This window comes from Litchfieldia alkalitelluris, from assembly GCF_002153425.1.
Classification (GTDB): domain Bacteria; phylum Bacillota; class Bacilli; order Bacillales; family Salisediminibacteriaceae; genus Evansella; species Evansella alkalicola.
The window spans coordinates 2382874-2400717 of record NZ_KZ119600.1 but is presented as its reverse complement, the minus strand read 5'-3'; the positions used below and the strand labels follow the sequence as shown (position 1 = coordinate 2400717).

General features: G+C 34.0%; 17 protein-coding genes. 4 read left to right on the top strand and 13 right to left on the bottom strand.

Going from position 1 to position 17844, the window contains the following annotated elements; translation table 11 throughout:
* Nucleotides 1-24: 24 nt before the first annotated feature.
* The 3 genes from BW724_RS11475 to BW724_RS11465 all read right to left on the bottom strand — a co-directional run bounded on the left by BW724_RS11475 (nt 25) and on the right by BW724_RS11465 (nt 3751).
* Entirely contained in the window at nt 25-1035 is a 1011-nt protein-coding gene (locus BW724_RS11475) for a D-cysteate sulfo-lyase (RefSeq protein ID WP_088075355.1), read from the bottom strand.
* A 112-nt stretch (nt 1036-1147) separates the two neighbouring features.
* Nucleotides 1148-2386: a glycosyltransferase gene (locus BW724_RS11470; protein WP_088075354.1), complete on the bottom strand. Its 1239-nt coding sequence runs from the start codon at nt 2384-2386 to the stop codon at nt 1148-1150.
* A 237-nt stretch (nt 2387-2623) separates the two neighbouring features.
* Nucleotides 2624-3751 carry a YeiH family protein gene (locus BW724_RS11465; RefSeq protein ID WP_088075353.1) on the bottom strand — a complete coding sequence of 376 codons (1128 nt, stop codon included), beginning with the start codon at nt 3749-3751 and terminating at the stop codon, nt 2624-2626.
* 219 nt (nt 3752-3970) lie between these two features.
* Here BW724_RS11465 and BW724_RS11460 point away from each other — a divergent pair, with 219 nt between their 5' ends.
* The gene (locus BW724_RS11460) at nt 3971-4522 is read left to right on the top strand and encodes a hypothetical protein (RefSeq protein ID WP_088075352.1); all 552 of its coding nucleotides are present in this window, start codon (nt 3971-3973) and stop codon (nt 4520-4522) included.
* Between the two features lie 107 nt (nt 4523-4629).
* On the opposite strand, the gene BW724_RS11455 is transcribed toward BW724_RS11460, so the two are convergent.
* The 8 genes from BW724_RS11455 to BW724_RS11415 form a co-directional block, all read right to left on the bottom strand.
* Complete coding sequence (locus BW724_RS11455; RefSeq protein WP_088075351.1) at nt 4630-5727, bottom strand: GerAB/ArcD/ProY family transporter; 1098 nt, start codon at nt 5725-5727, stop codon at nt 4630-4632.
* A gap of 226 nt (nt 5728-5953) precedes the next feature.
* Entirely contained in the window at nt 5954-7123 is a 1170-nt protein-coding gene (locus tag BW724_RS11445; protein WP_088075349.1) for a Ger(x)C family spore germination protein, read from the bottom strand.
* Between the two features lie 20 nt (nt 7124-7143).
* Nucleotides 7144-8640 carry a spore germination protein gene (locus BW724_RS11440; protein ID WP_088075348.1) on the bottom strand — a complete coding sequence of 499 codons (1497 nt, stop codon included), beginning with the start codon at nt 8638-8640 and terminating at the stop codon, nt 7144-7146.
* A gap of 119 nt (nt 8641-8759) precedes the next feature.
* Nucleotides 8760-9110 carry a hypothetical protein gene (locus BW724_RS11435; RefSeq protein ID WP_088075347.1) on the bottom strand — a complete coding sequence of 117 codons (351 nt, stop codon included), beginning with the start codon at nt 9108-9110 and terminating at the stop codon, nt 8760-8762.
* Nucleotides 9111-9112: 2 nt separating this feature from the next.
* Nucleotides 9113-10333, bottom strand: coding sequence for a site-specific integrase (locus BW724_RS11430; RefSeq protein WP_088075346.1), 1221 nt, complete (start codon nt 10331-10333; stop codon nt 9113-9115).
* Between the two features lie 227 nt (nt 10334-10560).
* Nucleotides 10561-11520, bottom strand: coding sequence for a ribose-phosphate diphosphokinase (locus BW724_RS11425; RefSeq protein WP_088075345.1), 960 nt, complete (start codon nt 11518-11520; stop codon nt 10561-10563).
* Between the two features lie 284 nt (nt 11521-11804).
* Nucleotides 11805-12818, bottom strand: coding sequence for a zinc-binding dehydrogenase (locus BW724_RS11420; protein WP_088075344.1), 1014 nt, complete (start codon nt 12816-12818; stop codon nt 11805-11807).
* Between the two features lie 132 nt (nt 12819-12950).
* Complete coding sequence (locus BW724_RS11415; RefSeq protein WP_235848949.1) at nt 12951-13913, bottom strand: TRM11 family SAM-dependent methyltransferase; 963 nt, start codon at nt 13911-13913, stop codon at nt 12951-12953.
* A 209-nt stretch (nt 13914-14122) separates the two neighbouring features.
* Here BW724_RS11415 and BW724_RS11410 point away from each other — a divergent pair, with 209 nt between their 5' ends.
* Genes BW724_RS11410 through BW724_RS11400 form a run of 3 tightly spaced genes read left to right on the top strand, consistent with a single transcriptional unit; the run spans nt 14123 to nt 16540 of the window.
* Complete coding sequence (locus BW724_RS11410) at nt 14123-15037, top strand: ABC transporter substrate-binding protein (RefSeq protein WP_088075343.1); 915 nt, start codon at nt 14123-14125, stop codon at nt 15035-15037.
* Nucleotides 15037-15771, top strand: a complete 735-nt coding sequence (locus BW724_RS11405; RefSeq protein WP_088075342.1) for an ABC transporter ATP-binding protein — start codon at nt 15037-15039, stop codon at nt 15769-15771. Before BW724_RS11410 ends, BW724_RS11405 begins: the two co-directional genes overlap by 1 nt.
* 1 nt (nt 15772) lies before the next feature.
* On the top strand, nt 15773-16540 hold the full coding sequence (locus BW724_RS11400) for an ABC transporter permease (protein ID WP_088075341.1): 768 nt from the start codon (nt 15773-15775) through the stop codon (nt 16538-16540).
* Between the two features lie 452 nt (nt 16541-16992).
* On the opposite strand, the gene BW724_RS11395 is transcribed toward BW724_RS11400, so the two are convergent.
* Nucleotides 16993-17316: a hypothetical protein gene (locus BW724_RS11395; protein ID WP_088075340.1), complete on the bottom strand. Its 324-nt coding sequence runs from the start codon at nt 17314-17316 to the stop codon at nt 16993-16995.
* A 65-nt stretch (nt 17317-17381) separates the two neighbouring features.
* A complete protein-coding gene (locus BW724_RS11390) occupies nt 17382-17783 on the bottom strand; it encodes a hypothetical protein (protein WP_088075339.1) in 402 nt (133 codons plus the stop codon).
* Nucleotides 17784-17844 lie beyond the last annotated feature (61 nt).

The window sequence follows — 17844 nt, the reverse complement described above, 5'->3', positions numbered from 1 at the left end:
TAACTAGATCCACAAAATCTATTTTCAGGAATGATCTTCTTCATAGAAAAATGGTGTGTAAGCGTACAAAGCAGGTGTTCCACCAGAATGTAAAAATAATATATTATCTTCGTCATTGAAAAATCCTTGCCGTATAAGATTAATTAAGCCAGCCATTGTTTTTCCCGTATATACGGGGTCAAGAAGAATTCCCTCTGTATTTGCTAATAAACGAACTGCTTCTTTCATACCCTTTGTAGGAAGGGCATACCCAGGACCTACATAAGAATCGAAGCAACGTACATTATCCTTTGAGATTTTATCTATAAACGACAAGTGTTTAGCTGTTGCCCTAGTTAAATCTAGAACATTTTCTTCTTGTTCCACTTTTCCTCGACTTACATTTATGCCAATTACTTTCGTACTACTATTTTCTCCTAAAAAACCAGTGAGTAAGCCAGCTTGCATGCCTGCACTACCACTAGCACATATAACATAATCAAATTGTACATCAATGTCCTTCGATTGCTGTATTATCTCTTGTGCACATGCAACATATCCTGTAGCACCAATTACATTTGATCCACCTACAGGAATAACATAAGGCGATCCACCTTCTGATTTCACTTGGTTAGCTACTCTTTCCATCTCTTCATAAACATCCGTACCATTTTTAACTATTTTGACTGACTCAGGGTTTATAAGATGGTAAAGAAGAAAGTTCCCATTGTTTTTTGTATGGTAGAGATCATCTTTGTTTTCTTCAAGGATTAAAATACACTTTAGATTTTCTTTTATACATGCAGCTAGTGTTAATCGACAATGATTGGATTGGATTCCCCCTGCAGTTATAATTGTATCTGCTCCCTTAGCTTGAGCATCAGCAATAAGAAATTCTAATTTTCTAGTTTTATTTCCTCCCTCAGCTAACCCAAGAAGATCGTCTCGTTTGATAAAAATATTTGGACCACCCATATTCTTTGAAAGATTACTAGCTTTTTCAATTGGTGTAGGTAGCGTTGAGTATTTATTTCTTGGAAATTGATCTATTTTCAATTTATTTGTCCCCTCTCGTATTGTAGTGAAGAGTTTTAATTAATGACATTCTATCAGAGATTGTCATGAATTAAAAAGTAAATATAGAGTTGGACAAAAGAATAATCTAATGTTATTTCCCAACCTCTTTTCTCGCCTCATCTAGGTTGGAGTGTATGCTCAATGATGTTTCGTCATCACTATGTTGTGACAGATACGTATGCATAAGTAATCGAAGTACTGATTCATTTGAATGTCTTTGCTTAATATATTTTTTTGCGTTTCTAGACAGTCTGTTTCTTAAATAACTATCCTCTAGTACGTCTTTAATTTTTTCTTTAAAGTCACTATCAGTAATAGCAATTAGTGCTTCTTTCTGATGTGTAAAGCCAATCATACTGTTCATTTCTTCCGTGAGTATGATTGGAACTACTTGTGTAGCTGCTTCGATTAGATGCTGCTGCGCTTCATTACCGAATGTTTGCGGTGCTATATATACGCTACTGTTTCTAATGTGTTGCGATAAATCTTCTACTGAACCTGTTACAGATACACCTTCTATATTATTTAGTGCAAGTACTTCATCTGAAGGTTCCCCACCAACGATCCAGCATTCTAATGACTGGTATGTTTCTTTTAAGGGTACAAAAATATGATTAACAAGTCTTTTAGCGGCTTCAATGTTTTCCACCTTATTCATCATACCTGTAAAGATGAGTGCTTCTTTCTTAACCGCGCGTTTTAACCTAGGTGGAAAGTACTTAATATTAGGTATAACCTTTAAAGTGTTATGATTATGGAATTGCTTACGATCCTTTTCAGACTGTACAATGCCAATTGGATATATTTTCCCTAACCGAGTTTCATGTAAAGTCATTCTACGGACCTTTTCTTTTAACCAATATTTTTTTATTACACTATTCGTGTTGCCGAGCTGCCTATTTAATTTTAGACTCTCAGATCCGATATAATCTATCACTACTTTGGGGTATCCGTCTGTAACGGAAAGATTATGGGCTATTTTACTCTGTATTTGAATGACATCATATGGGTGTTTTTTTAACATATCTCGAATAATATCATTTAGTTCAGGAGCGGTAAATTTCGCAATTGATCCTGGAAATCCCTTTATAATACTCGTGAAATAATTTTTGTTGATATTTTGCCGAGTAAAAATTTTAATATTTTTTTGATTAAAAGAACGGCAAAGAACTTCCATACCAGATAAAACATAGATAAAATTTTCATGGAAAAAAATACAATCCACTGTGCAACCTTCTTCTAATAATGCTCGAATTTGATAGTACGCCCTTACCTGTTCATTATTTCCACAGTGAAATGGAACCATTTCCGTTACATATAAGATATTCATATGGCTGAACTCCTTTGTAAATAGAATGAAAATCGCTTCATTAATCAAATGTACTATATATCGCACGTTATAACTCTATTTACTATTAAACCTCGTATTATTACCTAAATCAACCATATTCAACAAAAAACAACTAGGTATAAAGAACTGATTTCGGCCATTTTGTTATATATATAGAACGCAAGAGTGTAAAAAGTACCGAAATGGAATGATTTCCTTCCCTTCGGTACTCTTCCCTTACATTTTTATTAAACCACCAAGCAAGAAGACCATGATTAGACTGACAACAGTAACGGTTAATGCTGCTGCCATGCCTATATAAAAAGGCTTTGCACCTACTCCTTTAAAAACACTTAAATTTGTAGATAACCCTACACCAGCCATTGCTATTCCCAACATATATTTTGACCCTAATGTATTTATGTTAGTCCAAATATTTGTCCATTGCTCATATTCAAATAACCCAAAGGCCAGACCATGTTCCGTAACTCCATTATCTCCAATAGTTCTTACAATTGCCATTGCAATAAAACCAACCACGAATAAGGGAATCAATTTGTACCATGTAGGAGTATTATGTTTCTCCCCTCTACTCTCATTCTTTTTATTTAAATAGTAATAGGACATTATTGGCACTACGGCAATTAGTAAAGAGTTTCTAGTTAATTTTGTTATTGTAGCAATATCTACTACTTGTGGCATGTTATAAATTTGATCATAAATTAATGCGGCACCAGCAACTTGAGCAGTCTCATGAATGGAAGTACCTAAAAATAAACCAATTCTTATCGGATCATTATTAAAAATAAAGTAGGCTAAATGGGGATAAATAAACATTGCTAAAATACCGAAGATCGTAATGTTTCCTATGGCATATGCAATTTCTTCATCGTTAGCCTTTATTCCTGGTGCTGTTCCAACGATTGCAGTTACTCCACAAATTCCTGTTCCAACTGCAGTTAATGTACCTAATCGGTGTGACTGCTTCAATTTTTCTGTAATCCATAAGGTGATTGTTAACCCTGCAATGACACAAGTAAGTATAATTGGAATCCCCCATGCCCCTAAAGTAATAACATCATAAAAGCTTAAACGAATACCAAGAAGGACGATTCCTAATTTCAAAATTATCTTCAATGAAAAAGTTACACCATGTGTAAATTGTTCCTTTAAGCCAATAAGGTTTCTAATTAACAAACCTAAAATAATAGCAATAAATATAGATGAAATAGGGCTGGATGCACTTGCTGGTAAGCCTTGAAATTGATTAACGATCGCACCTAGCCTATCAGCAATATATAATGAGCTAATCATAATGAATATACAAAGTAAAAAACCAGGAATTATTTTTATAAATTTAGTCATTGTATCCTCCGAGATGTATGAATGTGTTGTATACCACTGCCCTATTATATACTAACCACTTAATAAGTTCGAACAAAGTAAAATTGCAGTAGTTTACATAATAAAATTACGGTCAATATATAATTTAATAGATTAATGAAAATTCAAGAATAAAAATAGTTCTGCGAGTATATAAATCTAGTAATAAAAAGAATTGCTAGAGAATTGAGGAGATATAAGATGACGGAAGAAAACAAACACAGCTTTATGAATTATACATTTCAGCTTTTAAAAAACCCTGATACCATCATTACTAAGGAATTTCGGGGCTATCATCATTTTGGATTGATAAATATCATTTCTTTAGTATGTCTCATCTTTATACATTCCCTTTTACAAGGTTTGTTACATATGAGTGAAGACCCATGGTACGTCATTCAATTAACTGAAAGTATAAAAGTTACTGTTTCTTATCTATTACCACTATGTGCAGTTATTCTTTTAATGAACTGGATTGCGACAAAAGTCATTGATAAAAATAGTTTGTCTTATTACACTGAAAAGCTAGGAGCAGTTTTGTTCTATTCGAATATACTTCTTATCACTTCAATGGTTTTCCAATATTATAATGTGTCATTACATTTGTGGATGACAGATTTCGCCTATTCCTTTATATCTTTTAGTATGTTTATTGTCTCCTATCTTTTTGCAGCAAGAGATAATTTCAAAATATCATTTTTATTAGCAATTAGTTTTTATTTTACTACGAAATTGATCTACTATGTGCTATAAAAGGTCACCCTTGATAATGGTATTATTATTTGGCTATGTTAAACCTTGATGTTGATTTTTTGATACAGGTACTCGCTTTCACGCAAGGTACAAGTGCGACAATGTGATTAGCCAACATTTTGGTTTTCTGATGAAGGTTTATCTTTTTTTCTCCGTTTATATACTAACAGAACAAACATCAAAGCAATTGTCATTTCTAAAAATAAACCAAGGGAAGACCAGGTGATCACTTCGAAATTAAACTTTTCGATTCTATTCTCAAAAAACATGATAGAGAGAATGGCTATTGTTAATCCAATCGGAAGGATGATCAGATTTGTCTTTATATTAAATAGAATTTCAACACATCTTTTAATCCCATACAGGGAAAAAGCCAATTTTGCAAATATCGTAGGATAATAAAATGCAACTAAGACTAAATCTAACCTATCCATAAACTCTGTCAATCTTATTTGCTGGATAAGAGAATATGTAGGGTACATAAAATACCTAACTAGCTCTGCACCCAATACTCCAACCTGACCTAGGATAAGTAAAGTTAATAAAAACATACTAACTCCAATTCCTATTATAAGTGACTTTTTTGTATTCTTTATAGGTTTAACCATAGAGATAACAAGGATAAAGACAATGATTTCACCAACCCATGCAAAACCGATATAAGATGCTTGAAAAATCGAAGGAAAAGCTGAAAAACTAAGAACTGGCTCGAATTTAGAAAATTCAAATTCCGTTATCAAAGAAAATGGTATAAAAAGAACTACAATAATAAAATAAAGAAAATATAGCTCTGTAAAACGAGCAATAACTTCAATCCCAGACCAAGCTAAATACATAATAGTAAAAATAAATACCATGGTGATAATAAATTGAGGTGTCATGGGTATTAAGACTTCTTTTGTAAACCCTGATATAATCCTTAAATCCCTAACCATAATATGTACTAATAATATTAGTAATAAAAATGATATTGCTCTTGATAAAAGATCTTTATCCCATATCTGAGTGGATGGATTCAGCTTTTTAAAGCCTATTAGAAAAAAATTAACAAAGATAACGCTAAACAGAAATAAATTGAGCGGAACTAACCAGGTATTTTGCATAGCGTAGTCAATAAATGCTTGAGGGACAGTAATTAAGGTTGCTGCTATGATATAGTTCCCTACTAATGCTGAAATCTGGAGATTTGATATATGATACTTCATGAACCAATCACCAACTTTGATAACCTCCCGAATGTATATTGAAGGAAATCTACGTAGCTATAAAGTAAATGATCAAATAAAAATGAAATGGACAGTCCTCCAGTAAAAGCGCAACAAAGCAAAAAAACAATTGCTTCCTTTTTATTCTCCTTCAACTGTTTTCTAGCAATAAAAACAGATATTATTAAAATGCCCCAGATAAAGACTAATTCAAGCATAATCGTTGTTAATCCTCACTTTCCCTACCAATAGATTGTCCTACAAATCCTGGAGTTTGAAGACGACCATCAATTGTGATTTCTACGTCCAAATTTGGAAGCATATCTCTCCAGTCTTTCCTCCACTTGTCCCACAACTTTGGTTCTTTTCTTGAAACTAAAGCTCCAAACCCGAAAGTATCAATACTATTTTCTAAATTTTTTTCAATTACAGAAAGAACCCATGTTTCAATTTGCTCATTCATCTTTTCTTCTACTTGTTGTAAAGCATCAGGGTTTTCTAAGTTAAGATTCGCCTCATTCTCAATGACTGAGCCACTTGCCTCCACTGTGACTTCAAATTTTGGTCGATCATTTTCAATTGTATAATCAATAGAGGTGCTTTGCTCTAATACTTCTGCTGAAAGCTGATCTTCATCAGTAATTGGTATGATTACTTCATTTCCAGCCATTCTTTCATTAATACATAAGACACCTAAACTTTGATCCTCATTTGTAATATAATTTAATTTATCGTCCTTGAAAATCCCGACTGCACGTATTTCAATTTGTTCACTTTGAAATTCAGGTGCGTTATTTTTATTTTTTACTATGTCAGCTATCGGGATAAATGGGTCTTTACCTTCTAAATATAATTCATAATAGAAGTCTCTAGCAGATTGCCAATAATAACGAACTGATAGTTCACGCACAGCTTCACTGGAAAACTGCTCCAAGTGTGGCGAAGCATTTAGAACGTCGATTGCCTCTCCCCTAGCAATGAGAAGTAACGTTGATAATCTCGATTCTCGTTGTCTTGTAATCGTATCTAGCGAGTTACTTATTCCATTCTTAGCAAGCTCTTGACCAACAATTACAATTCTTCTATGACCTAATGATATCGTCCTTGACATACGATTTTGCAGCCTATTCAACGCTTCCCGATTTGTCCTTCCAGTTTCAGAATCAACATAGAAAGCTTGATCACCAGCTGTTCCTCCCCCTCCACCTTCACTACCTGCTCCTCCAAGCTGACTAGGTAAAGGTATAAGAAGTCCGATTTGATATTCCTTATCACCAATCAAATCGACGGAAGTTCCTGATACTAGAGCAATATCATTTAATTCTACCCTGTCCCAACAAGCAGTATGAACCAGCGTGGCATTAACAATTAAAAAATACATTAAAACTTTTCTCATCGAGTTTACACTCCATCAGATTATTTTTTTGCTTCTGGTGCGAGGTTATTTTCCTCACGCCTTAAGTTCCCACCAACAACATGTTGTGGTCTATTTCGCATAGACCACCATGGCATACGGATGAAAACATCTTTTAGCTCTCCAACAGAAAGTGGTGATACTGGTGTTAAATATGGAATACCAAAAGATCTTAGTTTCATAAGGTGGATGGATATAATGACAAAGCCAACAACGATACCAAATAAGCCGAAAATCGAAGCCAATATCATTAAAGGAAATCTTAAGAGTCGAATAGTTATTGCCATAGTAAACCTTGGTATAGTGAAAGAGGCAATCCCAGTCATGGATACAACTATTACCATAGGAGCAGATACAATTCCTGCTTCTACTGCGGCGGTTCCAATTACAAGTGCCCCTAAAATACTAACAGCTTGTCCTATTGTTTTTGGTAGCCTCACTCCAGCTTCTCTGAGTGCTTCAAATGAAATTTCCATAATTAATGCCTCAACTAGAGCAGGGAAGGGTATAGCTTCCCGAGCAGCTGCAAAACTGTAAATCAGATTTGTAGGGAGCATTTCATGATGAAAAGTAGTTAAGGCAATATAGAGAGCGGGTAAAAATAATGCTATAAATAAAAAGATTAACCTAATCCAGCGTAGAAATGTACTTATATAAAACCGCTCGTAATAATCTTCACTTGCTTGAAGCATTTGCCAAAATGTAACTGGAACAATAAGAGCAAAAGGTGTTCCATCAACATGAATAGAAACTCTACCCTCTAGTAGATTAGCTGCAACTGTATCAGGACGTTCAGTTGTTTGGATTTGTGGAAAAGGACTGGACGGATTGTCTTCTATTAATTCTTCTATATACCCACTTTCTAATATTCCATCTATATTAATATCATCCAGTCTTTTCTCTACTTCTATTACGAGGTCATCATTAACGATCCCCTCCATATATGCAATAGCCACATTAGTTTGGGTTTCTTCTCCTATCTTTTTATTTAACACTTTTAAATTCTTGGACCTTATTTTTCTACGTAATAAAGATAAACTTGTACCTAAATTCTCGTTAAACCCTTCCCTAGGTCCACGTATACTTGACTCTGTCTCTGGTTCAGAAATGGAGCGTGTTTCAAAGGATTTTGCATCTAACACAAATGCTTTATTCAAATATTCAACAAGAAATATGGCGTTTCCATCTAGAATATTACCAATAGATTCTTCTATTGTAGAAACGAGCGAGATTTCAGAAATTGAGATGATTTTTTCTTCAATCTGCTCAGGTGACAAGGAAGAACCTTCATACTCCATCAGTTGTTGTAAGGCATGAACTTGTATTCCATTTGTATCAATCAGACCATTAACAAAAATTAAATAACCACTTTGGTTTCCAATATGAAGTTTACGGAATGTTATATCAGAGCTTTTGCTCAGTTGTTTTTTCAGTAAGTTAATGTTTTCATTTAAATTAATTGAAAGTAACTTATTTTCTTTCGTGTGTTCTTTGCTCATAATCTACACTCCATAACATCATCATTAATTGTTAACGTACCCAATATTTGCCTTGGCTATCCAACGACAAAAAACATGTGCAATTTTAAATAGCACATGTTTTGAAGTATTTATTTTAATTATGAATGTAATGTGTTCTCATCTTCTTCATTTTCATTACCTACCTCCTCATCATGTTGCCCTTCAGTTTTGTTCAGTAAAAACTTAAATGGCTTTCTTGCAGACATGATGACAGAGATAATTCCAGATAAACAGAAAAGGACGACAGAAAAAAATAAATAATGAATATAATCTCCGAACAGTGGAATTCTTTGATAGGTTATAACAGCAAATACAATACTTCCTATCATTCCAAGAATACTTGGGATATATTTTATAAATGGTTTTTTAGGAAACCGCCAAAGTAGTAGTTCACCAAGAATTAATATTCCAATTGCAATCGTTAATGCTACATAATGTGGATTTTCCATATTCATTCTCCTCTATATTCGAAAGAACGTTTTGGAAGCACAAATCCTGATTCTAATATCCTTTTGTGTTCCTCGTTGTCTTTTTCAATATTGTCTGAACTTATGTAAGTCTTTTTGATTCTTGTCGCTTTTAGTCCAGCATCTTCCCACCTTTTATAGGCTGTGTTTTGTAAAAGTGGAATAGGGAAGGCTTCCTTTTTCATCGTTTCAGTTATGAAATTACTTGTAACTCGCAAATTATTAATTATAAATAGTGCATCATTAAATTCATAATCAGCTATTTTTCTTTCAAAGACGATTATTTTTTTCATCTCATTTATTTTTGCTGCTATGTGGTCAGCATCTGTCTCCAATGCTTCGATTTCCTTTTCCAACTTTTCGTCGTCTATATCTTCTAATTCTTGAATATTTTCTTCAATCATTAATTGTTTTGTCAATTGATCTTCAATTTCACCCAACTTTTCTTGCAGAGTAAGGGTAAAAAAATGTTTCATCTCATCGTCGGTAACTAATTCATTAATCCTTTTTCCTGCAAAATTTACATCTTGAATAAGTTTTTGCTCAAAAATCCATTTGTCATATTCCTTGCGAAAAGAAATATATTCTTTCAACAATTCTATGGTATAAGGCTGTAATGGTATCTTTTTATTATTTAGACGAATTGAATTATCATACAAAGAATCTATGTTTAATTGCAGTATATCCTTGTCATCTACTCCTGTCTCAATAATCAAGCGAAAAATTAAGTAATTACGCATACCATCTCGAAATTTCTCGTAAGGAATTGTAGGTAACAAGTCGTACGTTGGCTGATTAACTTTTTTTACCTCGTCCCTAATTCTACTCACTTGTTGATATAGTAAGTTTTCTGTGTCATTAATATCAGCCTCTTCTACTAATAAAGGGATTTCCATGGTAACCTTAGGATTCTTAATTTTTTCCGGATCTATTGATTTGTTTATGTACTTTGAAAATGAAATTATAATATCTTTCTGTCTATTTACTAAGAAAGGACTATTCTCTTTTTCAGCTAAGTAATTTAAGTATGAATTTATTGTATTCTCGGTATAGTGAGGATAACCTGTTGTGTTCTCCTCTTGTATATATTCAAAGAATCCCTTTAAAATGTAATACCACGTTCGATCAGCATCAGTATTTCTTCTAATTATCATGCCTTCAGTAAAATCAATAATTGTTTGTAGAACATCCTCTTTTTCATTCATCCTCATTCCCCCCTCAATTCTCAAGTGGAATTCACTTCATTCACTTCTTACTCTAATTCAACATGATCATCAATATTCCTGCTAAAAAGGACAAGAAGTATTATCTATTCCGGCTATTCCGGCGAAAAGCAAATGGACTGAAGCTATTACCAACACAAGATTTGTAAATTAAGTATAGACAAATAAAAATATGGCGTCCTTTTATAAGAACGCCAAACAAAAATAATTTAAGAATCAAATAAGGTACTAACCGATTCATTATTTTGTACTTTCATAATCATTTCGGCTAAAGGCTTAGCAATAGATAACGTCGTAATTTTATCAATTCGTTTTCTTTCGGGTAAATCCAATGTATTTGTTGTAACAAGTTCAATTATTTCTGATTCCTGTATTCTTTCTACAGCGGGATCTGACAATACAGGGTGAGTACAGCAACCATAAACTTCGACTGCTCCCTTTTCAATTAGTGCTTTTGCAGCAGAGGTTACCGTTCGTGCCGTGTCTACCATGTCATCAATAATGATTGCAGTTTTTCCTGCTACTTCCCCCATTATATCTGTAGATTGGTGGAAATTAGAGCTAGATCTACGATTGCGATCAATCAATGCGAGTGGAGCATCTAAAGTATTAGCAAACTTTCTTGCCCTGACTACCCCATTATTTTCAGGTGCAACAACAACAATATCTTTTAATTCTTTTTTAATAAAGTATTCTGATAATGTAGGGATTGCAAGAAGCTGGTCCACAGGAATATTAAAGAAACCTTGAACTTGAGGTGCATGAAGATCAACTGTAATTACTCTATGCGCCCCTGCAGTTTCTAAAAGGTTAGCAATTAATTTTGCTGTGATTGGCTCTCGAGATCTTGCCTTTCGATCTTGTCGAGAGTACCCAAAATAAGGAATTACGCAATTTATAGTCTTTACAGAAGCACGCTTTAATGCATCAATCATGATGAGTAATTCCATTAAGTAGTCATTACCTGGTTGAGCAGTGGTTTGAATTAAATAAACGTCATAGCCTCGGATACTTTCCTCAATATTCATTTGGATTTCACCGTCACTAAATTGTTTCACTGAACTTTTACCCAATTCAATACCAAGGTGTTGTACAATTTCATTTGCAAGGGGTTTATTCGAGTTTAAAGCAAAAATCTTCATATTAGATGTATCTCTGTTTCCTAACATACGGACGCCTCCAAATAGATCAATTAAAATAACCTACAAATATGTATTCTGTTATTAACTGCTTGATTAAAGTAAACATACATATAAATTATAACAGTTGTACGTAAAGTTTAAAATAATTTGTAGATATTTGTATGAAATAAAAATAAACCACCCTAATAAAAGGAGGATTTATTTCTAATTGTATGTTCTCGACTGCCCAGAGTACTTGACCATTGCCACTTCTAATTATCTGATGGAAATCAGCTTATTTAGTATGTCATTGTTGTAGAATAACAATTCTCCTATTCTGGTATCTTGAGTACAATTTTTCCAAACTGTTTTCCATCCTCCATTAAAGAATGGGCTTTTGCAATATCTTGTAATGGAATAACTGAATCGATAACAGGATGTATTTCATGCTTTTTATAAAACTCGAGCATCTCTTTAAATTCAATTGGAGTTCCCATAGTTGTTCCAAGAATATCAAGTTGCTTTAAAAAGACGATGGGCATTAATAAATTTGGTACAATTCCAGCAGTTGCCCCAAAGGAAACAATTCTGCTTCCGGGATTTGCTAAAGAAACTAACTCATTAAACGTATCTCCACCAATGGTATCAATACTTAGGTCGACCCCATTTCCTATTACGGATTTCAATTCTTTTCTCCAGTTAGAAGAAGTACGATAATTTACGCCACCTTTTGCCCCGAGTTTTACTGCTTTTTCAATTTTCTTGTCATCACTTGATGTAACATATACATTAGCGCCATTAGCAACAGCCATTTGTAGTAGAAAAGTAGCTACACCCCCACCTATACCAGGAATTACTACATTTTCACCTGCTTGTAATTTCCCTCTTGTAAAAAGGGCACGATAAGCAGTTAAAGCTCCTAGTGGTATGGCGGCTGCTTCTTCTAATGATAAGAAGTCTGGTTTTTTATATACATTTTCGACAGGAACTTTTACAAACTGTGCATGTGTTCCATCTACTGGATTCCCTAAAATGGAGAATTCTTTACTTGGATACCTAGGATTATCTCCCCAATTTAATGCAGGATTAATCAAAACGCTGTCTCCAATTTGAAAGTCAGTTACCCCTTCCCCAATAGCGAATATATTCCCAGCACCGTCGGACCCAGGGATAGAAGGATATTTAACTCCTGGGTATTGTCCTTGCCTCACAAATACATCACGTCTGTTCATCCCAGCAAATTTTAGCTGAACGACTACTTCCCTTGGATCAGCTTCAGGTTGTGGTACTTCTTTAAACTCAAGATTCTCTAATCCACCAATTTCTTTAATTACAATTGCTTTCATGCATGTTCACCTCTATGTCCTATTTATAACTATTATTTATGTTGATAATTCAACCTTATCTAATTATTTTAATTGTGTCTATCTATATTGAAAATGTGCGGGACCAGGTCCCGCACATTTTTGTGAACACATTTATTGACAAACAATTATTTGCCGACTAAATGTTTTACTTTTTTTGACAACACATCGATCTTGTATCTTAAATCCAGCTTCTACTAATTGATCATCAATTGGTTCCACAGTGATCACAACTACTTTATTAGCAAAGGCCCTTGCACTTTGAAGCATTTGAAGCTGATCTTTCCTACTTAATACGGAACATAGATTATATGGCATATCGATAATTCCAACATCAAAGCTTTCTTTTATATCCCTAATATCCTTAATTCGAACCTCTGTTTCATAACCAAAATAGGCAATATTTCCCCTCGCCCCTTTCATGACTAAAGGGTTTAAATCACTTCCAATAATATCAATCCCCATGGAAAGACCTTCAATTAAAACTGTCCCAATACCGCAACATGGGTCAATTACCTTTAGTCCCTTCACATTTGGAACAGCTATATTAACAACCGCCCTTGCAACTCTAGTATTAAGTGCTGTTGAATAGTGATGTGGCTTTTCCTGATGTCTGTGCCATATAGGTGTCGATTCTTTATATATACCAAACACCCATCCTCCCTTTATTTTCATTAAACCAAATACGATGTCAGGAGAAACTAAATCTGCATTACCATTTATTTTTAGAGCAACATCCATAACAATTGCTTGTCTTTGTGAAAAGGACATTTCCTCTGATTTTAATAAGTCAGGGTTTTTTACATAAATTACTTTAAAGGTTTGTTTTTGATTTACATTTATATCCTTTAATTGTTCGAGGAGATCCTTTAGTGAAGCACCTTCTATAATAATTTTTAGTCTCCCTTTAACAAAAGGACTTCTGCTTGGGTCTATTTGAATGGCGCTTCTAAGAAGAGCCCCTGTCGTATCCTGATTAAAGAAGGCCCTCATCTCTAGCCAGCACAGTTCTTTTTCTTCTTCATAACAAGAATAAATATATATAAATTCGCTTTGCTTCGTTTGAATAGTAGTCAATATTTTTCATTCCTTACCATTGAGATCTACCCATTTTACCACATATATTCTAAAGTACTTCTAGATAAACTATTGAAACATAATAGTTTATAATGTTCACCGATTATTCGAATTTGTTCACTATTTCACATTGATTTGAAACTTATTAACTAGTAATATATAAATTGTAAAAATTGAAATAAGTTCCAAACAACTAGGAGGAAAATCTCATGAAGAATATGATCATTGTAGTACTACTATTATCGAGTTTTATAATTGCTGCTTGCTCAAACGAAAGCTCTGGCCAGGAGAAAGAGAATTTATCTCTAAGTATTGGATTAATGCCTGCTGTTGATAGTGCGCCTATTTTGCTTGCACAAGAAAAAGGATATTTTGAAGAGTTAGGACTTGAATTAGAAGCAAAAATTTATACAAATGCAAATAATAGACAAAGCGCATTACAAGCTGGAGAACTGGACGGGACAATGACAGATTTAATTGCATATGTAAACAACCAACATAATGGATTTGATACTAAGATTGTTACGAGTACAGACGGCACCTTCACATTTTTAGCAGGTCAGAACGTTGATCTAGACAAAATCCTTCAAGTTGGAACAATGGAAATTAGTGTTGCCAACTACTTAACAGATTTTCATGTAGCGACAGAGTACGATATTGAAAAGATATTTATTGCAGAAATACCTGCCCGACTAGAAATGTTGAATACAGGTCAATTAGACCTAGCCTTTATTCCTGAACCAGTTGCGTCTATGGGAGAGTTTTCTGGATTAAATAAGTTAATTACTATCACTGATGATGGTGAAGGTTTTATGCCAGAAGCAATGGTGTTTACTCCTGAAGCAATAGCTGAAAAAGGAACTGCTATTGAATTATTTATTCAGGGCTATAATATGGCGGTTGAAAATATTATGGAAGACGATTCTGAAGCACGAGAAGTACTGATTAAAGAAATTGAACTTAATCCTGAAATAAAAGAATTAATGTCATTACCAAACTTTCAAAAAGCAAGAGTCCCATCAGAAAGCTACATGACCAAAATAATTGATTGGGTGGCGCAGACCCAAGAGATTGAGATCAATTTAAAATATGAAGATATGGTAGATAACTCCTTTATTGAATAATGATTCAAATTAAAGATCTAGAAATAAAATATGGCAGTTTCACTGCCGTAAATAAAATTAGTTTAAATATTAAGGAAAACTCTAGCTGCGCAATTATAGGTCCCTCTGGCTGTGGTAAAAGTACCCTTCTTTATGGTCTGGCAGGTATTGTAAAACCAGCTAGTGGTGATATTTTCATTCGAGAACAACCTGTAAAAGAAAATAGGAGAAAAACAGGACTTATACTTCAAAACTATGGCCTTTTCCCTTGGAAAACAGTTTGGGAAAATGCAATACTCGGTTTAAAAATAAGGTCAATTTCTATGGAAGAAATTGATAATACAGTCACTACTATTTTACAAGAACTAGACATATTGGAACTTAAGGATAAATTTCCAGTTCAGTTAAGTGGAGGACAGAAGCAAAGAGTTGCGATTGCAAGAGCTTTATCTATTCAGCCAGATTTACTCTTGATGGATGAACCATTTTCAGCTCTTGACGCCATTACGAGGGAAGCACTTCAAAACCTTGTATTAAGTCTTCAACAGCAGAAAAAGATGTCGATAGTATTTGTCACTCATAATATTGAGGAAGCAGTCTTTTTAGGTCAACAAATCGTCATTATGGATAAAACTGAAGGTTCAATAAAGCATATTATTGAGAATAAAAACTTTGGAGATCGAAATTTTCGTTTTGACGAAGGATTTTTCCAACTATGTATGGAAGTGAGACGCATAATGGAAGTAAGTGATTGAAATGAAGCTAAATAATTTTTTTCTTCAACATAAAGGAATATACGGTACTGTTGTCATCATCATACTATGGTACATCTTTCATTACCTGTTACAAACAGCGATTATTCCATCTCCTATCGAGACAATAATGGAGTTTTTCCGACTACTACAAAGGGATTTATTATTACACATGTTTGCAAGCTTATATCGGATATTGGTGGCTGGGATTATATCTTTAATTTTAGGTGTGTCAATTGGTTTATACCTAGGTCTTAATGAAAAAATAGATCAATATTTTTCACCTATGATTTACCTTCTGTACCCGATCCCTAAAATCGCTTTTTTGCCAGTCCTAATGATACTTTTTGGGCTTGGGAATTTGTCTAAAATTATGCTTATTACGATAATAATCTTTTTTCAAATCTTAGTAACAACTAGGGATAGTGTAAAGGGGCTTAATAAAGAGTGGTTTTATTCTATTCGTTCACTAGGAGCTTCAAAGTTTCAACTCTATCAACATCTCGTTTTACCAGCTGTCCTTCCAAAGCTATTTACAGCTATTCGTATAAGTATTGGTACTAGTATTGCGGTATTATTCTTTGCTGAAAATTTTGCTACCACATATGGTATAGGATATTTTATTATGAATAGCTGGACAAGAGTGGATTATGTACAAATGTTTGCGGGCATTTTAGCAATAAGTTTACTTGGTCTACTTATCTTTAAGGGCATTGATCTATTAGAAAAACATCTATGTAAATGGATCATATTAGAAAAAGAAACAATCTAAATTAAATTCGTTAAAAACAGGTAGACTTAAGTAACTACATGGTTAGAGCATTTTATTAAAGCGGATGAGGATGTCCCAAAAGGTGTATTAATCTTAGAAAAGCCGAACAAACAAAAAGGTCAATTTCTTATAATTCGCTTTACAAATATACTTCGCTTTCACCGTAGGCATAAGTGCGACATCTGCTCATTCTTCGCAGTGTCTTCTTTACCGCGGGCGGCTGGTGAGCCTCCTCGACGCTTTGCGTCTGTGGGGTCTCACCCCTGCCTTCCATCCCGCAGGAACGAGCGTTGCTTCACGAATATGCTTCGAGTTGCCTCGACGGATACACTTCGTAGCTCATGCTCGCAGAGGAAGAGGCACTACGTATATTTGCTACGCTTTAGTGACTTTTGTTCGTCTTTTCAATTAATACTTTTACTTTTGGGACAGCCTCATCCGCTCATAAAAAACTATTCCATTTGCTTTTTTCTCCGATAAATACTGTAGGCAAATACAGCTGCAATAGCAGTTATAAGAAGTGTCATCACTGCTCCTATATGCCTACCATTATCCTGAATCATATTTGCCTCATAATTATAGGCTTCAATATTTCCTGCATCTGCATCATCATTACTTTCAAGTTGGTTATAAGAATAAGACAACTCCGTCATATTAACTAGTGGATTAGCTAATTCTTCCTTTGATAAAGAAGCAGAAGCATTTCCTACATTAATAACTACCAATAAGGTGAGAACTAGCATTGCAACAGTAATGAGTCGTAAAAGTTGTTTCATCCATACCGAACCCCTTTAAAACAAGTTTATTCATAGTATGGACAGTTTTCTAAAAGGTATTAATTTTAATTACGATCAATAAGATACTCGCCAAATTTAAAGGTAATGAGTAGGAAAAAGAAAAAGCTGATAACTAAAATAGTTCCCCCTACAATAAAGTAAATTAGTGACAATACTTCGGGAGCCCAGCTTGGATTAAAATAGTACATCCACATTCCAGTTGTCAATCCAAAGCTTCCTACTACAGCAGTCCAGACTTGGGAAGAAGCTAGCTTAGATTCTCTCGGGATTTTAAATACAGCATAAAATATACCAAAAGCAAATAAAGAAAGCCATCCTACAACTAGTATATGTGTATGGATAGGTCGGAATAAGTGGGAACCTGCTCCTGCCATGTGACTTCCAATAAAAACACCAATAACTGCGTAAATAGCTGAGATACGAATGAGCAATTTTGCTTTATTCATTACATAACACCACCGTTTTTTTTAACTAATGAAATTTAATATTATCACTATTAACACAGTT

Bases quoted from the DNA above. Each gene is read 5' to 3' on its own strand.
- BW724_RS11395 (WP_088075340.1), bottom strand. From the start codon at position 17,316: ATGAAACAACTTTTACGACTCATTACTGTTGCAATGCTAGTTCTCACC.
- BW724_RS11390 (WP_088075339.1), bottom strand. From the start codon at position 17,783: ATGAATAAAGCAAAATTGCTCATTCGTATCTCAGCTATTTACGCAGTT.
- BW724_RS11470 (WP_088075354.1), bottom strand. From the start codon at position 2,386: ATGAATATCTTATATGTAACGGAAATGGTTCCATTTCACTGTGGAAAT.
- BW724_RS11420 (WP_088075344.1), bottom strand. From the start codon at position 12,818: ATGAAAGCAATTGTAATTAAAGAAATTGGTGGATTAGAGAATCTTGAG.
- BW724_RS11435 (WP_088075347.1), bottom strand. From the start codon at position 9,110: ATGGAAAATCCACATTATGTAGCATTAACGATTGCAATTGGAATATTA.
- BW724_RS11405 (WP_088075342.1), top strand. From the start codon at position 15,037: ATGATTCAAATTAAAGATCTAGAAATAAAATATGGCAGTTTCACTGCC.
- BW724_RS11430 (WP_088075346.1), bottom strand. From the start codon at position 10,333: ATGAATGAAAAAGAGGATGTTCTACAAACAATTATTGATTTTACTGAA.
- BW724_RS11400 (WP_088075341.1), top strand. From the start codon at position 15,773: ATGAAGCTAAATAATTTTTTTCTTCAACATAAAGGAATATACGGTACT.
- BW724_RS11445 (WP_088075349.1), bottom strand. From the start codon at position 7,123: ATGAGAAAAGTTTTAATGTATTTTTTAATTGTTAATGCCACGCTGGTT.
- BW724_RS11465 (WP_088075353.1), bottom strand. From the start codon at position 3,751: ATGACTAAATTTATAAAAATAATTCCTGGTTTTTTACTTTGTATATTC.
- BW724_RS11455 (WP_088075351.1), bottom strand. From the start codon at position 5,727: ATGAAGTATCATATATCAAATCTCCAGATTTCAGCATTAGTAGGGAAC.
- BW724_RS11410 (WP_088075343.1), top strand. From the start codon at position 14,123: ATGAAGAATATGATCATTGTAGTACTACTATTATCGAGTTTTATAATT.
- BW724_RS11440 (WP_088075348.1), bottom strand. From the start codon at position 8,640: ATGAGCAAAGAACACACGAAAGAAAATAAGTTACTTTCAATTAATTTA.
- BW724_RS11425 (WP_088075345.1), bottom strand. From the start codon at position 11,520: ATGTTAGGAAACAGAGATACATCTAATATGAAGATTTTTGCTTTAAAC.
- BW724_RS11460 (WP_088075352.1), top strand. From the start codon at position 3,971: ATGACGGAAGAAAACAAACACAGCTTTATGAATTATACATTTCAGCTT.